Consider the following 24,555-nt stretch of genomic DNA (forward strand, 5'->3'; position numbering starts at 1 on the left):
TATGCCGAAAGGCCTAGCTACATCAGCCCTTTCTCGGCGAATGACAAAGTTTGACCGGTTCCGACCACGAAGTGATCGAGGACGCGCACATCCACCAGACTCAGGGCTTGTTTGAGCGCATCGGTAAGCAAACGGTCGGACTGGCTCGGCTCGGCGACACCGGAAGGATGGTTGTGCGCAAGGATCACGGCAGCGGCGTTGTGCGCCAATGCGCGCTTCACCACTTCGCGAGGATAGACACTGGTCTGGCCGAGGGTGCCGTGGAACAGCTCCTCGGCGGCGACCACGCGATGCTGGGTGTCGAGGAACATCGCCAGGAAAACCTCCTGCTGCCGGCCGCCGAGCAGCAACTGCAGATAGTCGCGCACCGCCCGGGGTGAGTTGAGCGCATCGCCGCGCTGCAATTCCTCTTTCAGCGCGCGGCGCGACATCTCCAGCACGGCCTGCAGCTGTACGTACTTGGCCTGTCCCATGCCGTGCGTCTCGCAGAACTCCGCTTCGCTGGCGGCAAACATCCGGGTGAGGCTGCCGAATCGGCTTAGCAGTTCGCGCGCCAAGTCCACTGCGCTCTTGCCCACCACGCCGGTACGCAGGAAGATAGCGAGCAACTCGGCATCGGAAAGCGACGAGGCACCTCGCTGAAGGAGCTTCTCTCTGGGACGGTCGCCCTCGGGCCAGTCAGTGATAGCCATTCACATCTCCTTCTCTCGGGCCCGTGGCTTCGGCATAACCTGAAGGTTAGCCTGCGCCGCAACAAGCTGCTGCGCAGCGTGTCGCCAGTGATCGCCATAACGCCCTCACCGAAATTTCTTGTAAGATGCACGGCATTATGGAACAAGCACATACAAAACGCATCCTGCTCGGCATCACCGGCGGTATCGCGGCCTACAAGGCGGCGGAGTTGGCGCGCCTGCTCATCAAGCAAGGGATGGAGGTGCAGGTCGCCATGACCGAAGCGGCCGGCCATTTCATCACGCCGGCCACCATGCAGGCGCTCACCGGCCGCCCTGTGCTGGTCGATCAATGGGACGCCACCGAAAACGGCATGGCGCATATCAATCTGAGCCGAACCGCCGACGCCATCGTGATTGCACCGGCCACGGCGGACTTCATCGCCAAGTTGGCGCATGGTCTGGCCGGCGATCTGCTCTCTACCCTGTGCCTGGCGCGCAACTGCCCGCTCCTCATCGCCCCTGCGATGAATTGCGAGATGTGGGGCAATGCCGCGACGCAGCGCAACCTTGCGCAACTGCAAACGGACGGCGTGCAAGTACTGGGACCGGTCAGCGGCGTGCAGGCCTGCGGCGAGGAAGGCATGGGTCGGATGCTGGAGGCGGAACAGCTGGCGCGCGATGTCGCTGCGTTCTTCCAGCCAAAGATTCTGATTGGCACCAGGGTGCTCATCACCGCCGGACCGACCTATGAGGCCATCGATGCGGTGCGCGGCATCACCAACCGCAGCTCCGGCAAGATGGGCTATGCCATCGCACAAGCTGCGCTGGAGTTGGGGGCGGAAGTGACGCTGATTTCCGGCCCCACCGCTCTTGCCAAGCCGCATGGCTCGCATGGCGTGGATGTAGAGAGTGCCTCACAGATGTTCGACGCGGTGATGCAGCGCGCAACAGCGTGTGACGTCTTCATCAGCGTGGCCGCGGTCGCCGATTACCGCGTGGCGCAACCCAGCGAGCAGAAAATCAAGAAGAGCGCGGAAGCACTCACGCTGAATCTGGTGCCCAACCCGGACATCCTGGCACATGTCGCCGGCCTTGCGAACCCGCCGTTCTGCGTGGGCTTTGCCGCCGAGAGCGAGAATCTCGCCGAATATGCCGAGCAGAAACGCCGCGCGAAGAAGCTGCCCCTGCTGGTGGGCAATCTCGCTCAACAGGCCATCGGCAGCGACGACAACGAACTGGTCCTGTTCGACGATCAGGGCACCCATCCTCTGCCGCGCGCCGACAAGCTCACACTGGCTCGTCAATTGATGCAGCAGATCGCACTGCGTTACAAAGGAGCAAACCGATGAAACACATTGCCGTAGACGTCAAGATTCTCGACCGCCGTTTGCATGACAACATGCCCGGCTATGCAACCGCCGGTTCTGCGGGCATCGACCTGCGGGCCTGCATCGACCAGAGCATGGTGATCCAGCCCAAGCAGTGCGAACTCATCCCCAGCGGCATCGCTATCCACCTCGAAAACCCCGGCTATGCCGCGATGATCCTGCCGCGCTCCGGCTTGGGGCATAAGCACGGCATCGTGCTCGGCAATCTGGTCGGCCTGATCGATTCCGACTACCAGGGACAGATCTTCGTTTCGCTGTGGAACCGCAGCCAGATGCCTTTTACGCTGATGCCGATGGAACGCATGGCACAGCTGGTCATCGTGCCGGTGATGCAGGCACAATTCAATATTGTCGAAGAATTCCCGCTGAGCGAGCGCGGTAGCGGCGGCTTCGGCAGCACAGGCAAACACTAAAAAACAAAGCCCGCAAAGCGGGCTTTGTTTTACCTCCTACTGTCGGAGAGTCAGCGTTCGAGGTTCAACTCCATCTCGGTGTTGTCCCCCTTGCGCACCGACACCTTCTCGGTGACCATCTTGTAGCCTTCCAGTTTCACACTGATCGCATGCACGCCCGGCTCCATTTCCAGACGCAACGGCGACAGCCCATAGTACACCCCATCCAGATACACCTTGGCGCGCTGCGGATTGGTATTCACCAGCAACAGCCCGGTAGTGGCACTGGCACGTGGCATATACGCCGGTGGCGGAACCGCGCTGCCAGACTGCACGCCATAAGCGGGCATGGTGGTTGCCGGCATCGCAGCCGGTGCGGGCTTAGCAGCAGCCGGAGCGACGTACACCGTCACACCGGGAATCGCCTTGGTGCCCGCCGTCAGGTTGAACAGTTCCGGCTTCGCCGCCATCAGCGACGCGCTGACCGCCTCGACCGTCTTGCTGCTGGCGACTTTCAACTCCTTGTTGAGGTAGGCAACCACATCGTCCTTGTTATTGCCGGAAATACCGGCAAAACGATCGTTCTTTTCTGTCACCAGGCCGGACCACACCACTTCGCCGCTGCTCAAATCCTTCAGTGTGGTTTCGATGGCAATGGAAATTTCGTCGCGGTTTTTCACATTCAGGGTCAGGTCCTTGATGACGCCCGATACCTCAAACAGCGCGTTGCCGGCACTGCCGCCTTCCATTACCTGATAGCCCTCAGCATCGAAACGCTTCTTGATCGCCGTCGTCACGATGGTCGCGATCTCCTGGTCAAGCAGCATCTGCTCACCGTCCACGCCACGCACACGATTTTTCGCCATGCCAAGCAATCGCGGATTGCCCGTCTTGCGCTGATCTACGTACTTGCTGACACGCAACGTCGCCGCATACTTGAGTGCGGGACCGGAACTCTCGCCAGCAGCCTTTTTCTCGGCCTTGGTGCTGAGCGTGCCATCGCCGCCGTTAACCCAGCTTGCAACCGAATCCTTGGCGTCCTTGACGGTAGAGCATCCGGCAACGGCAGACAACAGGACGACCAGCGCAACGCGCCGTGATAATGGATTCATGGAATTTACCTCAGGATTTCAAATATATTAACCGCGCGCAATCACTGCCTCGATTTCGTCAAAAGTGCGCGCCAACTCGAAGCTCTGCACTTGCGCGCCCAACTGGCGGGCGATCTGGGTGATGGAGAACAGGCCGCACACCGACTGCCTGCCGTCCGCCGCTTCGTCAACGACCATCGCATGCTGCCGGTTGTGCTGTTTCAGGGTGGCGACGATATCCCCGACCGTGGCATTGCGCACATCCTCGATCTTCAGCACTTCCAGTTCGCGCTGAGTGGTCATGATGTCACGCACCATGATGTCGGCATGGGTTCCGCCCATGTTCTGCAGGAAACGCATCGGCTTCTCCCCCAGCACATCGGTCGCTGTCAACAGGCCCGCCACCTGATCGTTGTCGTCCAGCACCAGCAACATCCGCACGCCATAGCGGATCATCTTGGCATTGGCCTTGTCCATGGAAGTCTTGGAACGTACGTTCACCACCGACACCTTGCCCAAATCGGTCATCACGTCTGTCGCAGGATCGCTCAGTTTGACGCGCTCCGGAAAAGACTGGACTGGGCGCACAAAAGAGGAACCGGACTTCAACAGGGACGATTGCAGTGCGTTGTATTCTCTGATCATGGCGACACTCCTCAATTAAGTTGATGACAGCCTGCGGAAAATCACTTATGCGCCTGCAGATGGGCCATCCCATGCCTGTGCCCCGGAAGATAGCGGGCCAGCTCGTTAAGCGCCATCGTATACACTTCTCGCTTGAATTCGATCACGGCATTGATGTCCAGCCAGTAATCGTTCCAACGCCACGCATCGAACTCCGGATGCTCGCTGGCGCGCAGATGCACATCACAATCACGTCCGATCAGGCGCAGCAAGAACCAAATCTGTTTCTGCCCGCGATAGCCCCCGCGCGATTCACGCTTGCTCCAGCTCTGGGGAACCTCGTAACGCATCCAGTCACGGGTGCGCCCGAGTATCTTCACATGCTCCGGCAGCAAGCCGACTTCTTCGTGCAACTCGCGGTACATTGCCTGCTCCGGGGTCTCGCCATACTGGATGCCGCCTTGCGGAAACTGCCACGCATGCTGACGTATCCGCTTGCCCCAGAACACCTGATTCCTGTCATTCGTGATAATGATGCCGACATTCGGGCGGTAGCCGTCTCGGTCTATCATTTGCCACTCTATACGGTTAATTTCAATGGGGCGGATTCTTTCACATTTCCCATGTTATGGAAAGCAAATGCGCCCTGCCATACCGTATATCACCTATTCCCTGTAAAATCCCGCCCTCGTTTCCATAACCTCAGGCCGTAACATCATGCGCGTTTCGCAATTCTTCATCTCCACCCTCAAGGAAGCCCCGTCCGAAGCCGAACTGCCCAGCCATCAGCTGATGATGCGCGCGGGCTACATCAAGAAACTGGCCAGCGGCCTGTATACCTGGATGCCGCTCGGCCTGCGCGTGTTGCGCAAGGTGGAGAACGTGGTGCGCGAGGAGATGGATCGCAGCGGCGGCGTGGAACTGCTGATGCCGGCCGTGCAACCCGCCGAACTGTGGCAGGAGACCGGACGCTGGGAGGTGTTCGGCCCGCAGATGCTGAAGATCAGGGACAGGCACGATCACCAGTTCTGCTTCGGCCCCACCCACGAAGAGGTCATCACCGACATCGCGCGGCGCGAGATCCGCAGCTACCGCCAGTTGCCGATCAACTTCTATCAGATCCAGACCAAGTTCCGCGACGAGGTGCGTCCGCGTTTCGGCGTGATGCGCGCGCGCGAGTTCGTGATGAAGGACGCCTATTCCTTCCACGCCGATTTCGCGAGCCTGGAACAGACCTATCGCGTGATGTACGACACCTATACCCGCATCTTCACCCGTCTTGGCCTGCAGTTCCGTGCCGTGGCGGCGGACACCGGCGCCATCGGCGGCAGCGGCTCGCACGAGTTCCATGTGCTGGCCGATTCCGGCGAAGACGCGCTGGCATTCTGCCCGGATTCGGACTACGCGGCCAACGTGGAACTGGCGGAAGCGGTTGCACCAAGCACACCGCGCGCTCCAGCTACCCAAGAGATGCAAAAGGTCATTACCCCCGGCCAGAAGACCATCGAAGAGGTCGCCGCGTTCTTCGACACATCTGCACAGAGCGTGCTGAAAGCCATCGCGGTGATCACTCACGAAGGCGAGTTCGTGCTGCTGCTGTTGCGCGGCGACCATCAACTCAATGAGATCAAGGCAAGCAAGGTGCTGGGCGAGTTCCGCTTCGCCAGCGACGATGATATCCACCGCAACATGAATTGCCGCAGCGGCTACATCGGGCCGGTGAACGCCAAGATACGTGTGCTGGCAGACCGTGCCGCTGCCGCGATGAGCGATTTCATCTGTGGCGCGAATGAAGATGGTTTCCATTACAGCGGCGTGAACTTCGGACGCGACGTACATCTGGATGAAGCCAATGTGCATGACCTGCGCAACGTGGTCGAGGGGGATGCCTCGCCCGACGGCAAGGGTTCGCTGGAACTGTGCCGCGGCATCGAAGTCGGCCACATCTTCCAGTTGCGCACCAAGTATTCCGAATCGCTGCAAGCCACTTATCTGGACGAGAACGGCAAGACACAGGTGATGGAGATGGGCTGCTACGGCATCGGCGTGTCGCGCATCGTGGCTGCCGCCATCGAGCAGAACTTCGATGAGCGCGGCATCACCCTGCCCGCCGGCATGGCACCGTTCCAGGTCGCCATCGCGCCCATCGGCATCAAGAAGAGCGAAGCGGTGCGCAACGCCGCCGAACAGCTCTACGCCGAGCTCACCAAGGCCGGCATCGAAGTACTGCTGGATGACCGCGACGAGCGCCCCGGAGTGATGTTCGCCGACCTGGAACTGATCGGCATCCCGCACCGCATCGTCATCGGCGACCGCGGCCTGAAGGAAGGCAACGTGGAATATCAGGGTCGGCGCGACCCGGCGGCACAGGCAGTGCCCTTGCAAGACGTCGCCAAGCTCGTACAATCCAAATTATGAAAACGGGATACGGGATGCGGGATACGGAATACGGCGGCGATGTGCTCCGTTGTGCGATGCCGCATCCCCGTATCCTGAACTCCGTATCCCGTATCCTGTATCCTGCCTTGCTCGCTCTCTGCCTGCCACTCGCCGCACAGGCCGGCGCGCAAAAGCAGGAAGCACTATCCGCCAGCGTCCGCGCGGTATTGCAGCACAGCGTGTCGGATCAAGCCGTATCCAAGCCGGCATTCCCCACGCAATACGAAGCCGATGCCTGGCTGAATGATATGTCGCGTCGTCTGCAGAAGCGCATCCCCGATGCGGAGTACCGTATCGATTTCCTGAACACAGTGCATTACGAGGCAACCCGCGCCGGGCTGGACCCGCAACTGGTGCTGGGACTGATCGAGGTGGAGAGCGGTTTCAAGAAATACGCCGTTTCCAGCGTCGGCGCGCGCGGCTACATGCAGGTGATGCCGTTCTGGGTAAAGGAGATCGGTACAGCGGAACACAACCTGTTCCACCTGCGCATCAACCTTCGCTATGGCTGCACCATCCTGCGCCATTACCTGGATATCGAAAAGGGAGATTTGTACCGCGCACTGGGCCGCTACAACGGCAGTCTGGGCCGTCCGGAGTATCCGAACCTGGTACGTGCCGCCTGGCACAACCACTGGACATTGCCGCGCAGGACCGCCGACAACGGCCATTCTCCCGCTAGTTGAGCTTCTTATTCCGGATGTAAGTCTCTACGCTTTCGCGCGTCACCTCCCCGGCCTGATAGCTGACCAGTTCGCCGTTCGGTGCATACAGGTAGCTGGTCGGCAGCACATCCACCTCGCCGATCTGCGCCGCCATCTTGTGATCCCCCAGCACCAGCGGATAGCTGATGTTTTTTCTGGCGGCGAATTCGGCGACCGATGAACGAGTCGAGTCCAGCGCCACGCCGATCACCGCTAGATCGCTGTCCTTGTGGGCGTTGTGCAGGGCAATGAGCTCGGGCACTTCGGCCAGACACGGCGGGCACCAGGTCGCCCAGAAATTCACCAGCACCCACTTGCCGCGATAGTCCGCCAAGCGTTGCATCTTGCCTTGCATATCCTTGAGGGAAAAATCTTCCGCGAAGACCGCCAACGGCAAGAGCAGCAACAGCCCGCACAGCCAGCCTGCGCTGCGCCTTGCCGACCGGTTATGCCTGCGTCCCATCTGGGCTTTTCCCGGGAAGTTAGTGTCCGTGCTTGTCGGGTTGACCTTCGCCGTCGTCGGCGGCGACCTGGCTGTGTCCGCTGCCATCGGCGGCATGGGTGAAATACAGTGCCAGCGCGACCAGCGCGATGCTTGCCCCCAGATAGACCAGATCCAGCGGCGTCTCCAGATGCATGTTCAGCGCCTCTTCGAACAGCGTGACGATCAGGATCATCAGGATCACCTTGGCAAGGCGCGATTTGAGGTCATCCAGATTGTTGATGACAAGAATCTTGCTGGAAGCCTTGGTGCCATGCGCCTGGTCGATGTCGCTGATGAACAGCTCATACAAACCCAGCGAGAAAATCAGCATCACCGTCGCCAGCAGGTAGCCATCCACCACTTCAACGATGTGCGACACCGTGGCGTCATGCAGCGCCTTGCGCGCTTCTACCGTCAGGCTGGGATCGGCATAGTGCAAGGTATGACTGAACAGGTTCACCACATCGACGGTGGCCATGTAAAAGATCGCGATACCTGCCAACAGACTGCCGACGACCGCAGTCACGATCATGAAGCGGCTGTTCCACAACGCGCCTTCGAACAATTTTTCCAGAAAACCCATGTCGTACTCCTAGCTATAAAAAACGTCGCGCATTAAAGCGTATATGATTAGTTCAGTGCAAGCGCATCAGGCAGCGCCGCGCGCAAATAGTTCCTGCAGATTCAGGTCGGCGTCCTTTTCGAGCCGGATCGCACAGCCCGCCAGCCACTGCCGCAACGCGTCGTTGCGTCCTGCAGGCAGCGAGCCTTGATCCAGCACGAACAATCGCAGCAACTCGGGGGTGCGGATATGCTGCGCATCGCGCATCATCAACCAGCCCTCTCCTTCCGCCTTGCAAACCATATCGGCCCCCTCCAGCTTGCTGAGTATTTCTTCCAGCGCGTCATAAGAAAGATGCAGCGACCTGGACAATTCAGGCAAAGTGCCCACTTTGCCCTCGCGCAAACCCTCTGTCATCGCCCGCAACACTCGCAAGGCATCCAGCAATTGCGCGGCAGGCGACAGATGTTTCTCCATCGGCGCACGCCAATACGACAACGAAGCTGCGATCACCGCGCCAGACAGAATAGCCAGCCAGGATAGGTATATCCACATCAGGAATATCGGTACGCTGGCGAACGCGCCATACACCAGCTTGTACGTCGGGAAATGGCTGACGTAGTAGCCGAAGGCATGGTTCATCGCCTCAAATGCGACTGCCGCCACCAATGCGCCGATGATGGCATGCCGGCGCGGCACGTATCGGTTGGGCACGAGGTGGAACAGCATGGTGAACGCCAGCCATGTGAGCAATACTGGCAACAACTTCAATATCCCCACACCGAATACCGGAACATGTTGGGCATACCCCATCGACTGGCCGACCAGCCATGAAGTCAACGCCAGACTCGCACCGACGAGCAAAGGGGCAAGGGTGAGCACTGCCCAATGGATGACCAGCCGCTTGAACAGCGGGCGCTGGCGCTCCACTCGCCAGATCGCATTGAACGCCTGCTCTATGGTCAGCAGCAGCCACATCGCGGTCACCGCAAGGATCCCGAGGCCCAGCGCCGTCAGCCGCATCGCGCTGTCGGTGAACTGCTGCATATATCGTGTAATGATCTTGCTCGCCATATCCGGCATCAGGTTATTGAGCAAGAACAGCTTGATCTGCGACGAATAGCTCTCGAATACGGGAAACGCGGAGAACAGGGTCAGAGCAATGGTCACGAGCGGGACCAGCGACAACAGAGTGGTAAAAGTCAGGCTGGCCGCGACCTGCGTGCACCTATCCTCGCCGAAGCGCGCCGCGACGAAGCGCATGAAAGCCGTGAAGTCCCGCCAATTCTTTTGCATGCTCGATACGTTTCCCTATAATGCGCGCATGATAACCGACAAAGAAATCCTGGTGCTGTACTACAGCCAGCATGGTGCCACGCGCCAGATGGCGCAATTCATCGCGCGTGGCACTGAGCAGGTGGCGGGCGTGCGCGCACGGCTGCGCACCGTACCCAAGATTTCCGCGGTCTGCGAAGCGACCGAACCGGGCGTTCCCGAGGACGGCGCACCCTACGTCGAATTGCGTGACCTGGAGGAATGCGTCGGCCTCGCCTTGGGTAGCCCCTGCCGTTTCGGCAACATGGCCTCGGCGATGAAATACTTCTGGGACGGCACCAGCGCAATGTGGCTGAAGCACACACTGGCCGGAAAACCCGCCGCGCTGTTCACCTCCGGCGGCACCATGCACGGCGGACAGGAAAGCACCCTGCTGTCGATGATGCTGCCTTTACTGCATCACGGCATGGTCATCGTCGGCCTGCCCTATTCCGAACCGGAACTCGCCACTACGCAAAGCGGGGGCACGCCTTATGGTGCAAGCCACGTTGCCGGCCTGGCTAACAATCACCCCATTTCCGATGCCGAGAAGAAACTGTGCCTTGCGCTCGGCAAACGGCTTGCAACCACAGCCTTAAAACTCGCCATATGAACAACGCCCAGGAAGCCCGCCGCATACTGCGCGCCCACCGTTACGGCGCCCTCAGCACCCTGTCGAAGAAATTCGACGGTTATCCGTTCGGCTCGATCACGCCGTACCTGACAGATCACGATGGAAGCCTGCTGATACTCATCAGCACCCTCGCCGAACACACCAAGAACATCCAGAACGATCCGCGCGTCAGTCTGATCACCCATGACCAGCGCGACCCGCACATCCAGACCCAGGGGCGCGTCACGGTCGTCGGCGATGCGCAGCCCGAGCCGGAACGGGAAAAAGCCGGGCAGCGCTACCTGCGCTATTTCCCCGAGGCGCAGACCTATTTTGCGATGCACGACTTTTCCTTCTACCGCATCCGCCCTGTCGCCATCCGCTACATCGGCGGCTTCGGCCGCATCCACTGGGTCAATATGAATAACTATGCCGTCGCCGATGCCGAGGCGTTCGTGCAGCAGGAAGATGCACTGCTCGCGGAGGTAAACGCGAGATCATCGAATGCGCTGTGCCGCCTGCTCCAGCAGCGGCATGGCATTAGCGCAATGGAAGCACATGCGGTCGGCATCGATTGCGACGGCTTGGACGTCTATCACGCCGAACAGACTTGGCGTCTGGATTTTCCCGAAACGGCCGGCATCGAATCCATCACCGAATCCCTGGCGCAGCTGCTTACCGCCACACCATAAAAGCAAAAGGGCACCCCCGGGTGCCCTTACGCCAAGCTCACTACAACTCGCTTATTTCCTGGTTTTCGCTTTTGGCGCCGGTTTGACTGGCTGAGCCGGCTGGACTTGCTGCACCACCGGCTCCACTTTTGCCGGCTCTGCTTTCACCGGCTCGGCAACCGCTTCCGGCTTCTTGTCTGTCCAGCAACTGCCATTGTTCACGGTGCCGTTCGGCATCACGGTGTTGCAGAACGTCGCGCCAGTGAGTGTGGCATCGGCAGTGTTCGCACCGGACAGGTCGGCGTCGGTCAGGTCGGCGTTCAGCAGGATCGCGCCGGTCAGGTTGGCACGCTCCAGTTGCGCGCCGCGCAACACGGCCTTGCTCAGGTTCGCATCGGTGAGGTTGGCCTGCGACAGGTTGGCACGGGTCAGGTTGGCGCGCGCCAGGTTCGCTTCGGTCAAGTTGGCCTTGCCGAGATTGGCCTTGAACAGGTTGGCCTGCGCCAGGTTGCCCATATAAAGCTGCGCGCCGGAAAGGTTGGCGGAGCCCAGGTTAGCCTCGACCAGCGAAGCGTTCAGGCACACGCTACGCGGCTGGATCACGCAGCCGTTGATCGCCCCTTCGGTGGTCTCGGCCGGCGCAACAGCCGATACCCCCTTGGGCTTTACAGCCGGACAGTTCGGGCCGCTGTTCACTATGCCGTTCGGCATCGTGGTACGGCAGAAAGTGGTCTTGATGAACCTGGCACCGTCGATCTCGGCATTGGTCAGGTTGGCATCGGTCAGATTGGCTTCGCTCAGGTTGGCGCCTTTGAGCTTCGCGCCGGTCAGGTTGGTGCCGGTGAAGTTGGCGCCGGTCAGGTCAGCGTTATAAAGCGTGACACCGGTCATGTCCGCTTCGGTGAAATTGCCGCCCATCAGCTTGCCGTGATAGATGTTTGCACCCTTGAGGTTGGCCTTCGAGAAATCCGACTTGGTCAGATCGCCTTCAAGCAACTGTGCTTCGTGCATATCCACGCCGATCAGGCTCTTGCCGGATAGTTCGGCATGCGGGCATTGCGATTTAGGAATGATCCAGCAGTCGGCCCAACTCGCATTGGCAACCACCGCACTCAGCAGGAACGTGCTACCCAACAGAATTCTTTTCAAAACAACCTCCGATGAAGTTCGTAAAAAACGGCGCACTTGTGTGCGCCGTCGAGTCAGACAGACCTACCTGAAAAAGTTCACACCTGCGGGTGCGCGCGTTCCTCTGTGCTGTGCAACTTGTTGAGCGCATTCAGATAAGACTTGGCTGAGGCTACGACGATATCGGTATCCGCCCCTTGTCCGTTGACGATGCGTCCCCCTTTGGACAGTCGCACCGTCACCTCGCCTTGCGCATCGGTGCCGCTGGTGATGTTGTTCACCGAATACAACAACAACTCGGTGCCGCTCTGCACGATCTGCTCGATAGCCTTGAAGGTAGCATCAACCGGGCCGCCGCCATGCATCTCAGCGCTCTTTTCCTCGCCACCGACGCTGACTGTAACTTGAGCCTTCGGCAGGATGCCGGTTTCGGAATGAGCTCTCATCGAGACCAGTCGGTAATGCTCGCTCACTTGCGTGGCTTCTTCATCGCTCACCAGCGCCTGCAAGTCCTCGTCGAAAATGTCATGCTTCTTGTCGGCCAGATCCTTGAAGCGCGCGAAGGCGGCGTTCACGGCCTCTTCGCCCTCCAGCACGATGCCCAGTTCCTGCAGGCGCGCACGGAACGCGGCGCGGCCGGAATGCTTGCCCATCACCATCTTGTTCGCGCCCCAGCCCACATCCTCGGCACGCATGATCTCGTAAGTCTCGCGGTGCTTAAGCACGCCGTCCTGATGGATGCCGGACTCGTGCGCGAAGGCGTTCGCGCCGACGATGGCCTTGTTCGGCTGTATCGGGTAACCGGTGATGCTGGACACCAGCTTGGAAGTCGGCACGATCTGGGTGGTATCGATGCGCGTATCGCAGTCAAACACGTCGCGGCGCGTTTTCACCGCCATCACAATTTCTTCCAGCGCGGCATTACCCGCGCGCTCACCCAAGCCGTTGATGGTGCATTCCACCTGACGCGCACCGTTCATCACCGCTGCGAGCGAATTGGCGGAAGCCATGCCCAAGTCGTTGTGGCAATGCGTAGACCAGATGACCTTGTCGCTGTTCGGCACGCGCGCGATCAGCTGTTTGAAGTGCTCGCCCAACAACACGGGGATGCTGTAACCCACGGTATCCGGCACATTCAGCGTGGTCGCACCTGCCTGAATGACCGCATCGAAAATACGCACCAGGAAATCCATGTCCGAACGTATCGCATCTTCGGCCGAGAACTCCACGTCATCGGTATATTCGCGCGCCCATTTCACTGCCTGCACCGCGCGCTCCACCACTTGGTCTTCCGTCATGCGCAGCTTGTGCTGCATGTGAATGGGAGAAGTCGCAATAAAAGTGTGGATGCGTTTATGCTTGGCCGGCTTGATAGCCTCGCCCGCCGCACGCACATCCTTTTCACTGGCGCGCGCCAGCGAACACACGGTAGAACGCTCGATCACCTTGGCGATGCTGTGGATTGCATCGGCATCGCCGGGGCTGGCGGCAGCAAAACCCGCCTCGATCACATCCACGCCCAGCTTTTCCAGCTGGCGTGCGATGCGCACTTTCTCTTCCTTGGTCATGGATGCACCTGGACTCTGCTCGCCGTCGCGCAAGGTGGTATCGAATACGATCAATTTGCTTTTCATGATGGATGCTCCCTACATGGGGTTAAACCTGCGGAACCGCTTGGGTAGCCGCACTCGCTCAAATTTTTCTGGGGGGGGGAATTATGAATTAGCGCGCGCTGCGCAGCAGCAGCGCAGCCAACAGGCTGAACGTGGAGTGGAGCTTTGCGATGTGCATAGAGAAGTGCATGGCTAGAATATTACCAGTTTTATCGACTCACGCAACAGGCTTGCTGCGGCGGCGCAGTGCCCACAGCACATAGCCGGACAATGCGTAGCAAAGGAACAATGCAAACAATACCCCCGGCGGATAGCTGGAGATCAGGATGAAAAACAGCGCGATCAGGAAGATCACCACGAAGGGCACGCTCTTGCGCAGGTTGATGTCCTTGAAGCTGTAGAACGGCAGGTTGCTGACCATGCTCAATCCCGCGAACACCGTCAGGGCCGCAGCGTACCAGCGCAATTCATCGCCCTTGAAGCCGTAATCCAACATCACCCAGACAAAACCGGCCACCAGCGCGGCTGCGGCCGGGCTGGGCAAGCCCTGGAAATAACGCTTGTCGACCACGTCGATGTTGGTGTTGAAACGCGCCAGACGCAACGCCGTGGCCGCGCAATAGATGAACGCGGCGAACCAGCCCCACTTGCCGAGCCCCTTGAACGCCCATTCGTATATCACCAGCGCGGGGGCGACCCCGAACGACACCATGTCGGACAGGCTGTCGTATTCGGCACCGAATTCGCTCTGCGTATGAGTCAGCCTGGCCACACGGCCATCCAGGCCGTCAAGCACCATCGCGATGAAGATGGCCACCGCGGCGGATTCGAAACGCCAATTCATCGACTGCACGATGGCGTAGAAACCCGCGAACAAGGCGCCGGTGGTAAACAGGTTGGGCAACAGGTAGATACCCCGCTTGCGCAGGTTCATCGATTTGCGGGTATTGAATTCGTCCATGCGCCCATTATCCATCAATTTAGCGCTATCAGTTTTGCGGCAATATTGCCAGGATGGTCGTGGTCGCCGACACCTTGTCGCCGATACTGACTTTAACGCTGGTATCCAGCGGCAGATAGACGTCCACACGCGAACCGAAGCGGATGAAGCCGTAACGCTGACCGCGTGTCAGCACATCGCCGGGTTTGATGTAGCACAGGATGCGGCGAGCGATCAGCCCAGCTACCTGAACGAAGGTCACCGTCCGGCCATCGGTCGTGGTCAACACCACCGCATTGCGCTCATTCTCCGCCGACGCCTTGTCCAGATCGGCATTCACGAACTTGCCGGGGAAATACTGCACCTGCTGCACCGTGCCGTCCACCGGGCTGCGGTTGGAATGCACATTGAACACGTTCATGAACACGCTGATCAGGATCGCCTCGCGCTGCCCATAAGGGTCTTGTGTGCGCTCGACCTTGATGACGCGACCATCGGCCGGAGACAGCACTGCACCGGCGTCCTGCGGAATCTCGCGCGGAGGATCGCGGAAGAACTGCAGCACAAAGATAAAAATGATCCACAACGGGATCGACCATACGACGCACCAGACGGTGGCGGCGATGGCGAGAATCAGGGATATGGCCAGAAACGGCCAGCCCTCGCGGGCGATGATGGGATGAGGATAGGAATTCATGAGTGAAACGTGAAATGTGAAATATGAAACGGCCAAAACATGAAAGGCGAAACTGACGTTTCACCTTTCACGTTCCACTTTTCACTAGTTCTTGCTTTGATCGACCAGCTTGTTCTTGCTGATCCACGGCATCATTGCGCGCAGCTTGCCGCCGACGACTTCGATCGGGTGCTCTGCGTTCAGACGGCGACGTGCGGTCATTTCCGGATAGTTGGTGCGGCCTTCCAGGATGAACTGCTTGGCGTAAGAGCCGTTCTGGATGTTGGTCAGGCATTCCTTCATCGCGGCGCGCGCCTGATCGGAGATCACGCGTTGGCCGGTGACGTATTCGCCGTATTCCGCATTGTTGGAGATCGAGTAGTTCATGTTGGCGATGCCACCTTCGTACATCAGGTCGACGATCAGCTTCAGCTCATGCAGGCACTCGAAGTAAGCCATTTCCGGAGCGTAGCCAGCTTCGGTCAGCGTCTCGAAACCGGCCTTCACCAGTTCCACCGCACCGCCGCACAGCACGGCTTGTTCGCCGAACAGGTCGGTCTCGGTCTCTTCGCGGAAATTGGTCTCGATCACGCCCCCCTTGGTGCCGCCGTTGGCTGCTGCATAGGACAGTGCGATGTCCTTGGCCTTGCCGCTCTTGTCCTGGTACACCGCGATCAAAGTCGGCACGCCGCCGCCCTTCAGGTATTCGGAGCGCACGGTGTGGCCGGGGCCCTTGGGAGCGATCATGATCACGTCCACGTCGGCGCGCGGCACGACCTGATTGTAGTGCACGTTGAAGCCGTGCGCGAACGCCAGCGCAGCGCCTGCCTTCAGGTTCGGCGCGACTTCATTGTTATAGACTTCAGGAATAGTCTCATCGGGCAACAACATCATCACCACATCGGCGTTCTTCACTGCGTCGGCCACTTCGGCCACTTTCAGACCGGCACCTTCGGCCTTCTTCCAGGAAGCACCGTTCTTGCGCAGACCGACAGTCACGTTGACGCCGGATTCCTTCAGGTTCTGCGCGTGGGCATGGCCTTGGGAGCCGTAGCCGATGATGGTCACTTGCTTGCCCTTGATCAGGGAAAGGTCTGCGTCTTTGTCGTAATAAACTTTCATGTTGCCCTCTTTCATTAAAAATTAAAGTTTCAAAATCCGTTCGCCGCGCCCGATGCCAGAGGCACCGGTACGCACCGTTTCCAGAATCAGTTCGCGGCCGATCGCCTCCAGGAAATTATCCAGTTTGGCGCGCGCCCCCGTCAGTTCGATGGTGTAAGTGTCGGTCGACACGTCGATGATGCGCCCCCGGAAGATGTCCGCCATGCGCTTCAGCTCCTCGCGATCTTCGCCCAGCGCCCTGACCTTGACCAGCATCAGCTCGCGTTCCAGGTGATCGCCCTCGCTCAGGTCCATCACTGCAACCACATCCACCAGCTTGTTGAGCTGCTTGTTAATCTGGTCGATCACCGCGTCGGAGCCGCTGGTGACGATGGTCATGCGCGACAGGGTCGGGTCTTCGGTCGGTGCCACCGTCAGCGACTCGATATTGTAGCCGCGCGCCGAGAACAGGCCGGCCACGCGCGACAGCGCGCCCGCTTCGTTTTCCATCAGCAGGGAAATGATGTGCCTCATTACAGGTCCTCCGCCAGAATCACTTCGGACAAGCCCTTGCCGCCCGGAACCATCGGGAACACGTTCTCGGTCGAGTCGGTGCGGAAATCCATGAACACCAGATCGTTCTTGCGCGCAAACGCCTCCCTGATGGCCGGCTCGACATCGGCCGGATTCTCGATGCGCATGCCGATATGCCCGTAAGCCTCGGCCAGTTTGACGAAGTCCGGCAGCGCGTCCATATAGGACTGCGAATAACGGTTACCGTGGAAGAACTCCTGCCATTGGCGCACCATGCCCAGATAGCGGTTGTTCAGCGCCAATACCTTGATTGGCAGTCGGAACTGCTTGCAAGTGGACAACTCCTGGATATTCATCTGGATGCTGCCCTCGCCGGTCACGCAGGCCACGGTCGCGTCCGGGTTGATCAGCTGTGCGCCCATCGCGGCGGGCAGGCCGAAACCCATCGTACCCAAGCCGCCGGAATTGATCCAGCGGCGCGGCTGGTTGAACTTGTAGTACTGCGCAGCCCACATCTGGTGCTGGCCGACGTCGGAGGTGACGATCGCGTCCCCGCCGGTGATCTTGTGCAGCGTCTCGATCACATACTGCGGTTTGATGACCTCGGTGGAATTCTTGTAACGCAGCCCGCCGCCCTTGGCGCGCCACTCGTCCACCTGCCTCCACCACGCGGCCAGCTCCGCCGCATCCGGCTTCTGTTTGCTGCTGCGCAGCGCGCCCAGCAACTCGTCCAGCGCGAGCTTGAGGTCGGCGACGATAGGCAGGTCCACCTTGACGCGTTTGGCGATCGAGGACGGATCGATGTCGATATGGATGATCTTGCGCTGCACCTGGGCGAAGTGTTCGACGTTGCCAATCACACGATCGTCGAAACGCGCACCCACCGCCAGCAGCACGTCGCAGTGCTGCATCGCCATGTTGGCTTCGTAGGTACCGTGCATCCCCGGCATGCCGACGAACTGCTTGTCATTGGCCGGATAGCCGCCCAGCCCCATCAGCGTGTTGGTGCACGGCGAGCCGAGCAGGCGCACCAATTCGGTCAACTGCTGCGAAGCACCGCCCTGCACAACGCCGCCGCCGGCATAAACCATGGGACGTTTGGCCTCCAGCAGCATCTGCGCCGCATGCCGGATCTGCGCGCTGTCGGCCTTACCGGGCGGATGATAGGCGCGGATATTCACGTTGGACGGATACTCGAACACCGCCTTCTGGTTGGAAACATCCTTGGGGATATCCACCAGCACCGGGCCGGGACGGCCGGTCCGTGCCAAATAGAATGCCTTCTTGATGGTCGCGGCGATATCCTTGGGGTCCTTGACCAGAAAATTGTGCTTCACGCAGGGGCGGGTGATGCCCACCGCATCCACTTCCTGGAAGGCATCTTCGCCGATCACGGAGGTCGGCACCTGTCCGCTGATGACGACCATCGGAATGGAGTCCATGTAAGCCGTAGCGATACCGGTCACGGCATTGGTCAGCCCGGGACCGGAGGTCACGATGGCCACGCCCACCTTGTCCGATGAGCGCGCGTAGCCGTCCGCGGCATGCACCGCGGCCTGCTCGTGACGCACGAGGACATGCTTGACCTTATCCTGCTTGAACAGCTCGTCGTAAATGAACAGCACCGCCCCGCCGGGATAGCCGAATACATATTCGACCTGCTCCTCCTGCAAACAGCGGATGACGATCTCCGCGCCGGTCAACTCCATCACAAATACCTTCTATTTCTGCCAAAAAAGAACCGCGTAAGATAAAGGTTAGCGGCATTTTGGTCAACCTTCGCCTCCAAATCGATGCGTTTTCAGGCGGCACAGGAAACGTTTTGTTACCATTCCCTCAATCCAAGGAGCCAAAACTGTCCACTTCCACCGAACTATCCGATTTTCTCGTCAGCGTAGAACGGCGCGCATACAAGCAGGCCTTGTTCGCCGTGCGCGACGAGCATGCCGCATTGGATATCGTGCAGGAAGCGATGATCAAGCTCGCCGAAAAATATGGAAACAAACCAGCCGCGGAACTGCCGTTGCTGTTCCAGCGCATCCTGCAAAACACCATACGTGACCACTACCGCAGGCAAAAAGTCAGGACGGCCTGGACAAGCCTGTTCTCCTCGTTCGCCCCCCAGAATGAGGGGGAGGAATTTGACCCGCTCGAAACCCTGCAAGACGATGAAAACCATGCCGTACCCGCCACACCCGACGAATCGCTTCAACAGAACCAGATCATTGCGCAGATCGAACAGGCGCTAAACAAACTGCCGGCACGTCAACGCGAAGCCTTCCTGCTGCGTTATTGGGAGGGATTGGACACTGCCGAAACAGCCGCAGCAATGGGATGCACCGAAGGCAGTGTAAAAACCCACTGTTCTCGCGCAGTGAATGCGCTTGCTGTATCCCTTAAAGCAAAAGGAGTAGAGCTGCCATGAGCAAAAATACCACCCCGAGAGAAATCGACCCAAAACACATCGCCAGGCTGCTCACTCGCGCCGCCGAACAACTGGACGACGACACCGTGGCTGCGCTGCGCCACGCACGCAATAGAGCCCTAGAACGACAAGCGGCGACCAACCCTGCTTTCGCGCTCAGCACCGGACACCACATACACTGGCCGTTAGCGCACGCCATCCCGCAATGGATTGGCATGACCGTTTTTCTCGTTGCGATAGTTGCCGGTGGCGTAAGCTACTGGCATCATTCGCGTGAAGAAATGAGCCATCTGGATGTCGCCATCCTCACCGACGACCTGCCCATGGAAGTTTTTGTAGACCGATAACCGCATGAAACGAGCCGTCTCCGCTTTCGCCCTATTTTGCGCACTGAACACCCCGGCGGCCATCGCGGCCCCCGCCTATTGGCGCACCCTTACACCGGCACAACAGGAAGCGCTCGCCCCGATGTCCCAGCAATGGGACGGCCTGCCCGAGACACAGCAGCGTAGCTTGCTGAATGTCGCCAAACACTATCCGGAACTAAGTGCAAAAGAAAAGCAACGCTTCCTGAGCCGGTTAGGCGCATGGAGTCGCCTCTCCCCGAAACAACGCGAGGCGGCACGCAACAAATATCGCGCCTTCAGCAAGGTGCCCGAGGAAAAACGCAAACAAGTCAGGCAGATGGTCAAGGAAGAACAGGCCAGAAAAGCGGAATAATCCAGACCCGATTAACGCCGCTCGGTCCACCATAGCATCGCCAGCCCCAGTAACAGGAACAAGCCCGTCATCGCTGTGGCGCTGACAAAAGGCGACCAATCATTGAGCGCCCCCAGGCTGGCGAACAACCGCCCGACGAAGTGGAACACCAGCCCCAGCACAATGCCGGCGAATATCATCGCGCTGATCCCTCCTGAGCGCCGCTGGTACGACGCGAATGGCAGCGCCAACAGCATCATCACCAGCAGCGCCAAGGGGTAGACCAGCTTATTCCACATGGCGATCTCATAGCGTGCACTCTTTTGCCGGTTGTCCTGCAGGTGTCCCACATACTGATAGAGGTCATAGGCCGACATCTGCTCCGGCACCACCAGCAACACGCTCAGGATGCCCGGATTGAGTGCTGAACGCCACTCCTGGCTGGCTGCCGTATTGACAGTGGTTCCTTGCTTGTCGAAACGCGTCTCCATCACTTCCTCCAACTGCCAGCGCCCCTCCTCGATGAAGTTCGCCCGCGTGGCATTGGTGATCGCCTGCAAGTGATAGGTATCGTCAAAAAGGTAGATATTGACATTCGACAAACTGGTGTCCGGCATCACGCTCTTCACGTTCACAAAACTGCGCTCGTCCTTGACCCACACCCCGGAGCGGAACTCCTTGAGCGAGACCTGCGAATTCTGCGCCTTCAGGCGCAATTGCTGGGCCATCCGTTCACTGGGCGGAGCAACAAACTCGCTAAATGCGAAACTCAGCGCAATCAATGGCAAAGATATCTTGAACAGCGCCCCCAGCATCTGCCACAGTGAGGCGCCGGAGGCACGATAAACAGTCAGTTCCGAACTGGCCGCCAGTTGTACCAGGGCGAATATGGCGCCGACCAGCACCGCCACCGGGAACAGTTCATAGACATGGCCGGGGATTGTCAGCGCCACGAACAGCAACACATACCCCAGATGGTACTGCCCCTGCCCCATCACGTTCAGTTCATGGATCAGATCCAGGAAGGCGAACAGCATGATGAGCGCGGCGAACACCAGCGCGATGCTGAGGTAGATTTCGCGGCCGAGATAACGCGTCAGCAGATTCATTTCGACCATACCCTCCGCAGCGAGGACAAAGTCATGCGCCGGTAGAACATCACCGCCGTGACCGCCAGCATCGCCACATGTATGCCCCATAACCCGATGCCGGGCGACAACTTACCCTGTCCAACCCATGCATTGGTGACGCTGATCATGTTGCTGTACAGCATATAAAGGACAATGGCCAGAACCAGATTGAGGGAACGTCCGGCACGCGGGTTGACGTAGCTCAGGGGTATGGCCAACAAGGCCAGAATCGCAGCACTGATGGGCAACCCCAGCCGCCACTCCAATTCGGAAAGATTCCATGTGGTAGGGTTACGCCACAGTTCCGGCGTAGACATGATTCGAGAATAAGGCTGTGCCTGCTTGGGCGGCACACTGTCGATGCGCAGCGCATACCGCTCGAACTCCACGATGTTGTAATCGCGCTGCCCGGGCACCCCTTCATAACGCGTGCCGTTCAGCAACACCAGGAAGCGGTCGCCGTTCGGCAAGGTTTCCTGCAAACCCTGCCGCGCCACCATGGTGCCCAGCTTGCCGTTCTGCATCGACTGCACGAACACGTTGCCGACGCGATTGGATCCCGGGTGCAAGTTCTCGACAAAATAGACACGGTCAGCCTGCTTCGATTCGCGGAACGTTCCCGGAACCGCGGTAGCCACATCATCACGGCTCTCCAGCTTGCTTTTGAATTCGTCGGCCTTTTTCAACGCCCAGGGCGACAGTACGAGACTGAGCAGCGCGATCACGCTTACCACCGGCAAGGCGTACCACATCACCGGCCGTATCCAGCGCGTCAGCCCGATGCCGGAACAGAACCACACCACCATCTCGCTGTCGCGATAACAGCGCGACAAGGTGAGCAATATGGAAATGAACAGGCTGATGGAGAGCAGCACCGGCAGGTAATTCATCGCGCTGAAACCCAGCATGGCCAGCACACCATCGACCGCCAGCTTGCCGCCGACCGCATCTCCCAACAGGCGAATCAACTGTGTGACCACCACGATACCCAGCAAAACCACGAATACCAGAAAGCCATTGCCGGCGAATTCACTCACCAAGGCGCGGTGGAAGATACCTGAGCGTAGCGGCTTTGACTTTATGCGGCGAGTTTGCGGATAATCCGGCATCGAAATGTAGGCTTGAATATCTTTTAAGGAGTAGCGCGTGGAATTTAGCACAAAACAGGGTAGCCCGGAAAAGCTGAAGAGCGGTTGCGTGGCAGTTGGCGTGTTCGAAGGCGGCAAGTTATCCGCTGCCGCGCAGGTGCTCGACAAGGCTGCGCAACATGCGCTCAGCGACCTCATCGCGCGCGGCGACATGAGCGGCAAGGCCGCATCCACCCTGCTGCTGCACGCCGTACCCGGCATCGTTGCCGAGCGCGTACTGCTGGTCGGCTTGGGCAAAGCCAGCGAACTGAACAACAAGGCCAGCGTGGAAATTCTGGCAGCAGCATTCAAAGCCCTGCACGGCACCCCGGCGAAAGATGCGGCCCTGTTCATCACCGACGATGGCGTCGGCAAGGATGCTGCGTGGGTGGTCAAGCAGGCCGTCATCGCCGCCGCCGACGGTGCCTACCGCTCCGACAGCCTGAAGAGCAAACCTTCCAAGGCTGCCACGTTGAAGCATGTCACTTTCGCCACGCTGAATAAGCCCGCTGCTCCCCTGAAGCAGGCCGTCGATCAGGCCGCTGCCATTGTGCACGGTATGGCGCTGACCAAAGACCTCGGGAACCTGCCCGGCAACATCTGCACACCGACCTACCTCGCCGCCAAGGGACTGGCGTTGGCGAAGGCGCACAAACGCATCAAGACCACCGTGCTCGAAGAGAAGGACATGAAGAAACTCGGCATGGGTTCTTTCCTGTCCGTTACACGCGGCAGTGCCCAGCCGCCCAAACTCATCACGCTTGAGTATTCCGGAGCGGACAAGAAACAGAAACCTATCGTGCTGGTCGGCAAGGGCATCACGTTCGATACCGGCGGCATCTCGCTCAAGCCCGGCGACATCGTCACCTCGATGTCCGGCCAGACCATCGAGATCCTGAACACCGATGCAGAAGGCCGTTTGATCCTGTGCGACGCACTGACCTACGCGGCCAGGTTCAATCCCGACACTGTGATCGACATCGCCACCCTGACCGGCGCCTGCGTGATCGCCCTGGGATACGTCGCCAGCGGGCTGTTCAGCAACGACGACAAACTCGCGAAGGAACTGATCGCCGCGGGCGAGCAGTCGCACGACCGCGTGTGGCAGTTGCCGCTGTGGGACGACTACCAGTCGCTGCTCGACAGCAACTTCGCCGACATGCAGAACATCGGCGGGCGGGCGGGCGGCACCATCACCGCCGCATGTTTCCTGTCGCGCTTCACCAAGGACTATCGCTGGGCGCACCTGGACATCGCGGGCACGGCGAACAAATCCGGCAAGGATAAAGGCGCGACCGGACGTCCCGTGCCGTTGCTTACGCAATACCTCATCAACCGCACGACCAAGTGACCAAAGTCGACTTCTACACCGGCTCGGAAGACAAGCTGCGCACCGCTTGTCAGCTGAGCCACAAGGCGATGCAGAACGGCGTGCGCGTGGTGCTCAGCGCGCCGGATGCGGCGACCGCGGACGCGCTGGACAAGCTGCTTTGGCAGCTCCCGGCCACCGCCTTCATCCCGCACTGCCGCAGCGATGACGCCGGTGCCGGGGAAATGCCTGTCGTACTGAACAGCGGCAGCGAGCGATTTCCCCATCACGACCTGCTGATCAGCCTGCATGACGAGTGCGTGCCGTTCTTCAGCCGCTTCGAGCGCGTCATCGAAATCGTCAGCCAGGAAGCCGAGGACAGCCGCAGGGGGCGGGAGCGTTACAAGTTCTACAAGGACCGTGGCTACGAACTGAGCCACACCGACCTTTCCAAGCCGCGAGCATGAGCGCCATCGAACAGCCAGTCCCGACGGACGACCTGCCCTTGCTGACCAAGGTGGTGGACGAGGATGTACAGCATGACCTGCCCACCCTGACCGAGGTCGTCGAAGAAATTCATCCTGCCTTGCCGCCGTTCGAAGTACCCGCTATCGCCGGGGACGAACTGCCGGTATTGATGGAGGTTATCGCAGCCGAACCGCCCCCCGACATCGTGGCCGCCCGGCAGGTGATGGAAGATGCCCCTCCGCCCGCCGCACTGAGCGAAGCGGATATGCAACTGTTACTGCAGCGGCTCGAAGCGCATATCGAATCCGTGTTCACGAAAAAACTCAGTCTCCGTCTCGAACAGCTACAGCGGCAGGCCATCGAGCAGGCAGTCGGCGAACTAAAGGCTGAACTCCCCCGGATACTGCGCGATGCATTGGACGCACCGCACACCCGCCGTTAAGCAAAAA

General features: G+C 59.6%; 28 protein-coding genes. 12 read left to right on the top strand and 16 right to left on the bottom strand.

Annotation, left to right across the window (positions count from 1 at the left end):
* Positions 1 to 17 precede the first annotated feature (17 nt).
* On the bottom strand, positions 18 to 692 hold the full coding sequence (radC, locus tag FGKAn22_RS08650; protein WP_212785252.1) for a RadC family protein: 675 nt from the start codon (positions 690 to 692) through the stop codon (positions 18 to 20).
* Positions 693 to 829: 137 nt separating this feature from the next.
* Between radC and coaBC the strand changes: the two genes are divergently transcribed.
* Both coaBC and dut read left to right on the top strand, forming a co-directional pair.
* Positions 830 to 2,023, top strand: a complete 1,194-nt coding sequence (gene coaBC, locus FGKAn22_RS08655; protein ID WP_212785253.1) for a bifunctional phosphopantothenoylcysteine decarboxylase/phosphopantothenate--cysteine ligase CoaBC — start codon at positions 830 to 832, stop codon at positions 2,021 to 2,023.
* On the top strand, positions 2,020 to 2,475 hold the full coding sequence (gene dut, locus FGKAn22_RS08660) for a dUTP diphosphatase (protein ID WP_212785254.1): 456 nt from the start codon (positions 2,020 to 2,022) through the stop codon (positions 2,473 to 2,475). The genes coaBC and dut overlap by 4 nt, the downstream gene beginning before the upstream one ends.
* Positions 2,476 to 2,525: 50 nt before the next feature.
* Here dut and FGKAn22_RS08665 read toward each other — a convergent pair whose 3' ends face one another.
* From FGKAn22_RS08665 to FGKAn22_RS08675, 3 genes are read right to left on the bottom strand one after another with little or no spacing between them, the layout of a single operon-like run.
* Positions 2,526 to 3,566 (bottom strand): PEGA domain-containing protein, encoded by a 1,041-nt coding sequence (locus FGKAn22_RS08665; protein WP_212785255.1) that lies wholly within the window; start codon positions 3,564 to 3,566, stop codon positions 2,526 to 2,528.
* 27 nt (positions 3,567 to 3,593) lie between these two features.
* Complete coding sequence (locus tag FGKAn22_RS08670; protein ID WP_212785256.1) at positions 3,594 to 4,190, bottom strand: CBS domain-containing protein; 597 nt, start codon at positions 4,188 to 4,190, stop codon at positions 3,594 to 3,596.
* A gap of 41 nt (positions 4,191 to 4,231) precedes the next feature.
* Entirely contained in the window at positions 4,232 to 4,741 is a 510-nt protein-coding gene (locus FGKAn22_RS08675) for an RNA pyrophosphohydrolase (RefSeq protein ID WP_212785257.1), read from the bottom strand.
* 145 nt (positions 4,742 to 4,886) lie between these two features.
* On the opposite strand from FGKAn22_RS08675, the gene FGKAn22_RS08680 reads away from it, so the two are divergent.
* On the top strand, positions 4,887 to 6,587 hold the full coding sequence (locus FGKAn22_RS08680) for a proline--tRNA ligase (RefSeq protein ID WP_212785258.1): 1,701 nt from the start codon (positions 4,887 to 4,889) through the stop codon (positions 6,585 to 6,587).
* 56 nt (positions 6,588 to 6,643) lie between these two features.
* Positions 6,644 to 7,294, top strand: a complete 651-nt coding sequence (locus FGKAn22_RS08685; RefSeq protein ID WP_212787194.1) for a lytic transglycosylase domain-containing protein — start codon at positions 6,644 to 6,646, stop codon at positions 7,292 to 7,294.
* Here FGKAn22_RS08685 and FGKAn22_RS08690 read toward each other — a convergent pair.
* The 3 genes from FGKAn22_RS08690 to FGKAn22_RS08700 form a co-directional block, all read right to left on the bottom strand.
* Entirely contained in the window at positions 7,287 to 7,775 is a 489-nt protein-coding gene (locus FGKAn22_RS08690; RefSeq protein WP_212785259.1) for a TlpA family protein disulfide reductase, read from the bottom strand. The two genes, FGKAn22_RS08685 and FGKAn22_RS08690, sit on opposite strands and share 8 nt — an antisense overlap.
* Positions 7,776 to 7,794: 19 nt before the next feature.
* Complete coding sequence (locus FGKAn22_RS08695) at positions 7,795 to 8,379, bottom strand: YqhA family protein (protein WP_212785260.1); 585 nt, start codon at positions 8,377 to 8,379, stop codon at positions 7,795 to 7,797.
* A 66-nt stretch (positions 8,380 to 8,445) separates the two neighbouring features.
* Complete coding sequence (locus FGKAn22_RS08700) at positions 8,446 to 9,654, bottom strand: YihY family inner membrane protein (RefSeq protein WP_212785261.1); 1,209 nt, start codon at positions 9,652 to 9,654, stop codon at positions 8,446 to 8,448.
* Between the two features lie 28 nt (positions 9,655 to 9,682).
* On the opposite strand from FGKAn22_RS08700, the gene wrbA reads away from it, so the two are divergent.
* Together wrbA and FGKAn22_RS08710 are read left to right on the top strand one after the other, a co-directional pair.
* Positions 9,683 to 10,285 (top strand): NAD(P)H:quinone oxidoreductase, encoded by a 603-nt coding sequence (wrbA, locus tag FGKAn22_RS08705; RefSeq protein WP_212785262.1) that lies wholly within the window; start codon positions 9,683 to 9,685, stop codon positions 10,283 to 10,285.
* On the top strand, positions 10,282 to 10,977 hold the full coding sequence (locus FGKAn22_RS08710) for a HugZ family pyridoxamine 5'-phosphate oxidase (RefSeq protein WP_212785263.1): 696 nt from the start codon (positions 10,282 to 10,284) through the stop codon (positions 10,975 to 10,977). The genes wrbA and FGKAn22_RS08710 overlap by 4 nt, the downstream gene beginning before the upstream one ends.
* A 51-nt stretch (positions 10,978 to 11,028) precedes the next feature.
* On the opposite strand, the gene FGKAn22_RS08715 is transcribed toward FGKAn22_RS08710, so the two are convergent.
* The 7 genes from FGKAn22_RS08715 to ilvB all read right to left on the bottom strand — a co-directional run bounded on the left by FGKAn22_RS08715 (position 11,029) and on the right by ilvB (position 18,657).
* Positions 11,029 to 12,105: a pentapeptide repeat-containing protein gene (locus tag FGKAn22_RS08715; RefSeq protein WP_212785264.1), complete on the bottom strand. Its 1,077-nt coding sequence runs from the start codon at positions 12,103 to 12,105 to the stop codon at positions 11,029 to 11,031.
* Between the two features lie 77 nt (positions 12,106 to 12,182).
* Positions 12,183 to 13,718: a 2-isopropylmalate synthase gene (locus FGKAn22_RS08720; RefSeq protein WP_212785265.1), complete on the bottom strand. Its 1,536-nt coding sequence runs from the start codon at positions 13,716 to 13,718 to the stop codon at positions 12,183 to 12,185.
* A gap of 196 nt (positions 13,719 to 13,914) precedes the next feature.
* Positions 13,915 to 14,658: a CDP-diacylglycerol--serine O-phosphatidyltransferase gene (pssA, locus tag FGKAn22_RS08725; RefSeq protein ID WP_212785266.1), complete on the bottom strand. Its 744-nt coding sequence runs from the start codon at positions 14,656 to 14,658 to the stop codon at positions 13,915 to 13,917.
* A gap of 28 nt (positions 14,659 to 14,686) precedes the next feature.
* Positions 14,687 to 15,334: a phosphatidylserine decarboxylase gene (locus FGKAn22_RS08730; protein ID WP_212785267.1), complete on the bottom strand. Its 648-nt coding sequence runs from the start codon at positions 15,332 to 15,334 to the stop codon at positions 14,687 to 14,689.
* 84 nt (positions 15,335 to 15,418) lie between these two features.
* The gene (ilvC, locus tag FGKAn22_RS08735) at positions 15,419 to 16,435 is read right to left on the bottom strand and encodes a ketol-acid reductoisomerase (RefSeq protein WP_212785268.1); all 1,017 of its coding nucleotides are present in this window, start codon (positions 16,433 to 16,435) and stop codon (positions 15,419 to 15,421) included.
* Between the two features lie 21 nt (positions 16,436 to 16,456).
* Positions 16,457 to 16,948, bottom strand: a complete 492-nt coding sequence (ilvN, locus tag FGKAn22_RS08740) for an acetolactate synthase small subunit (RefSeq protein WP_212785269.1) — start codon at positions 16,946 to 16,948, stop codon at positions 16,457 to 16,459.
* Positions 16,948 to 18,657 carry a biosynthetic-type acetolactate synthase large subunit gene (gene ilvB, locus FGKAn22_RS08745; RefSeq protein WP_212787195.1) on the bottom strand — a complete coding sequence of 570 codons (1,710 nt, stop codon included), beginning with the start codon at positions 18,655 to 18,657 and terminating at the stop codon, positions 16,948 to 16,950. Before ilvB ends, ilvN begins: the two co-directional genes overlap by 1 nt.
* 113 nt (positions 18,658 to 18,770) lie before the next feature.
* Between ilvB and FGKAn22_RS08750 the strand changes: the two genes are divergently transcribed.
* The 3 genes from FGKAn22_RS08750 to FGKAn22_RS08760 are packed head-to-tail and all read left to right on the top strand — an operon-like array spanning position 18,771 to position 20,093.
* Complete coding sequence (locus FGKAn22_RS08750) at positions 18,771 to 19,373, top strand: RNA polymerase sigma factor (protein ID WP_212787196.1); 603 nt, start codon at positions 18,771 to 18,773, stop codon at positions 19,371 to 19,373.
* Positions 19,370 to 19,720, top strand: coding sequence for a DUF3619 family protein (locus FGKAn22_RS08755; RefSeq protein ID WP_212785270.1), 351 nt, complete (start codon positions 19,370 to 19,372; stop codon positions 19,718 to 19,720). The genes FGKAn22_RS08750 and FGKAn22_RS08755 overlap by 4 nt, the downstream gene beginning before the upstream one ends.
* A gap of 4 nt (positions 19,721 to 19,724) precedes the next feature.
* Positions 19,725 to 20,093 carry a DUF3106 domain-containing protein gene (locus FGKAn22_RS08760; protein WP_212785271.1) on the top strand — a complete coding sequence of 123 codons (369 nt, stop codon included), beginning with the start codon at positions 19,725 to 19,727 and terminating at the stop codon, positions 20,091 to 20,093.
* A gap of 11 nt (positions 20,094 to 20,104) precedes the next feature.
* Here FGKAn22_RS08760 and lptG read toward each other — a convergent pair whose 3' ends face one another.
* Positions 20,105 to 21,181, bottom strand: a complete 1,077-nt coding sequence (lptG, locus tag FGKAn22_RS08765; RefSeq protein WP_212785272.1) for an LPS export ABC transporter permease LptG — start codon at positions 21,179 to 21,181, stop codon at positions 20,105 to 20,107.
* A complete protein-coding gene (gene lptF, locus FGKAn22_RS08770; protein ID WP_212785273.1) occupies positions 21,178 to 22,311 on the bottom strand; it encodes an LPS export ABC transporter permease LptF in 1,134 nt (377 codons plus the stop codon). The genes lptG and lptF overlap by 4 nt, the downstream gene beginning before the upstream one ends.
* 37 nt (positions 22,312 to 22,348) lie before the next feature.
* Between lptF and FGKAn22_RS08775 the strand changes: the two genes are divergently transcribed.
* Genes FGKAn22_RS08775 through FGKAn22_RS08785 form a run of 3 tightly spaced genes read left to right on the top strand, consistent with a single transcriptional unit; the run spans position 22,349 to position 24,548 of the window.
* Positions 22,349 to 23,680, top strand: a complete 1,332-nt coding sequence (locus FGKAn22_RS08775) for a leucyl aminopeptidase family protein (RefSeq protein ID WP_212785274.1) — start codon at positions 22,349 to 22,351, stop codon at positions 23,678 to 23,680.
* Positions 23,677 to 24,105 carry a DNA polymerase III subunit chi gene (locus FGKAn22_RS08780; RefSeq protein WP_212785275.1) on the top strand — a complete coding sequence of 143 codons (429 nt, stop codon included), beginning with the start codon at positions 23,677 to 23,679 and terminating at the stop codon, positions 24,103 to 24,105. Before FGKAn22_RS08775 ends, FGKAn22_RS08780 begins: the two co-directional genes overlap by 4 nt.
* Positions 24,102 to 24,548, top strand: coding sequence for a hypothetical protein (locus tag FGKAn22_RS08785; protein WP_212785276.1), 447 nt, complete (start codon positions 24,102 to 24,104; stop codon positions 24,546 to 24,548). Before FGKAn22_RS08780 ends, FGKAn22_RS08785 begins: the two co-directional genes overlap by 4 nt.
* Positions 24,549 to 24,555 lie beyond the last annotated feature (7 nt).

It is taken from the genome of Ferrigenium kumadai (assembly GCF_018324385.1).
Classification (GTDB): Bacteria; Pseudomonadota; Gammaproteobacteria; order Burkholderiales; family Gallionellaceae; genus Gallionella; species Gallionella kumadai.

Bases quoted from the DNA above. Each gene is read 5' to 3' on its own strand.
- radC (WP_212785252.1), bottom strand. From the start codon at position 692: ATGGCTATCACTGACTGGCCCGAGGGCGACCGTCCCAGAGAGAAGCTC.
- coaBC (WP_212785253.1), top strand. From the start codon at position 830: ATGGAACAAGCACATACAAAACGCATCCTGCTCGGCATCACCGGCGGT.
- dut (WP_212785254.1), top strand. From the start codon at position 2,020: ATGAAACACATTGCCGTAGACGTCAAGATTCTCGACCGCCGTTTGCAT.
- FGKAn22_RS08665 (WP_212785255.1), bottom strand. From the start codon at position 3,566: ATGAATCCATTATCACGGCGCGTTGCGCTGGTCGTCCTGTTGTCTGCC.
- FGKAn22_RS08670 (WP_212785256.1), bottom strand. From the start codon at position 4,190: ATGATCAGAGAATACAACGCACTGCAATCGTCCCTGTTGAAGTCCGGT.
- FGKAn22_RS08675 (WP_212785257.1), bottom strand. From the start codon at position 4,741: ATGATAGACCGAGACGGCTACCGCCCGAATGTCGGCATCATTATCACG.
- FGKAn22_RS08680 (WP_212785258.1), top strand. From the start codon at position 4,887: ATGCGCGTTTCGCAATTCTTCATCTCCACCCTCAAGGAAGCCCCGTCC.
- FGKAn22_RS08685 (WP_212787194.1), top strand. From the start codon at position 6,644: ATGCCGCATCCCCGTATCCTGAACTCCGTATCCCGTATCCTGTATCCT.
- FGKAn22_RS08690 (WP_212785259.1), bottom strand. From the start codon at position 7,775: ATGGGACGCAGGCATAACCGGTCGGCAAGGCGCAGCGCAGGCTGGCTG.
- FGKAn22_RS08695 (WP_212785260.1), bottom strand. From the start codon at position 8,379: ATGGGTTTTCTGGAAAAATTGTTCGAAGGCGCGTTGTGGAACAGCCGC.
- FGKAn22_RS08700 (WP_212785261.1), bottom strand. From the start codon at position 9,654: ATGCAAAAGAATTGGCGGGACTTCACGGCTTTCATGCGCTTCGTCGCG.
- wrbA (WP_212785262.1), top strand. From the start codon at position 9,683: ATGATAACCGACAAAGAAATCCTGGTGCTGTACTACAGCCAGCATGGT.
- FGKAn22_RS08710 (WP_212785263.1), top strand. From the start codon at position 10,282: ATGAACAACGCCCAGGAAGCCCGCCGCATACTGCGCGCCCACCGTTAC.
- FGKAn22_RS08720 (WP_212785265.1), bottom strand. From the start codon at position 13,718: ATGAAAAGCAAATTGATCGTATTCGATACCACCTTGCGCGACGGCGAG.
- pssA (WP_212785266.1), bottom strand. From the start codon at position 14,658: ATGGACGAATTCAATACCCGCAAATCGATGAACCTGCGCAAGCGGGGT.
- FGKAn22_RS08730 (WP_212785267.1), bottom strand. From the start codon at position 15,334: ATGAATTCCTATCCTCATCCCATCATCGCCCGCGAGGGCTGGCCGTTT.
- ilvC (WP_212785268.1), bottom strand. From the start codon at position 16,435: ATGAAAGTTTATTACGACAAAGACGCAGACCTTTCCCTGATCAAGGGC.
- ilvN (WP_212785269.1), bottom strand. From the start codon at position 16,948: ATGAGGCACATCATTTCCCTGCTGATGGAAAACGAAGCGGGCGCGCTG.
- ilvB (WP_212787195.1), bottom strand. From the start codon at position 18,657: ATGGAGTTGACCGGCGCGGAGATCGTCATCCGCTGTTTGCAGGAGGAG.
- FGKAn22_RS08755 (WP_212785270.1), top strand. From the start codon at position 19,370: ATGAGCAAAAATACCACCCCGAGAGAAATCGACCCAAAACACATCGCC.
- FGKAn22_RS08760 (WP_212785271.1), top strand. From the start codon at position 19,725: ATGAAACGAGCCGTCTCCGCTTTCGCCCTATTTTGCGCACTGAACACC.
- lptG (WP_212785272.1), bottom strand. From the start codon at position 21,181: ATGAATCTGCTGACGCGTTATCTCGGCCGCGAAATCTACCTCAGCATC.
- lptF (WP_212785273.1), bottom strand. From the start codon at position 22,311: ATGCCGGATTATCCGCAAACTCGCCGCATAAAGTCAAAGCCGCTACGC.
- FGKAn22_RS08785 (WP_212785276.1), top strand. From the start codon at position 24,102: ATGAGCGCCATCGAACAGCCAGTCCCGACGGACGACCTGCCCTTGCTG.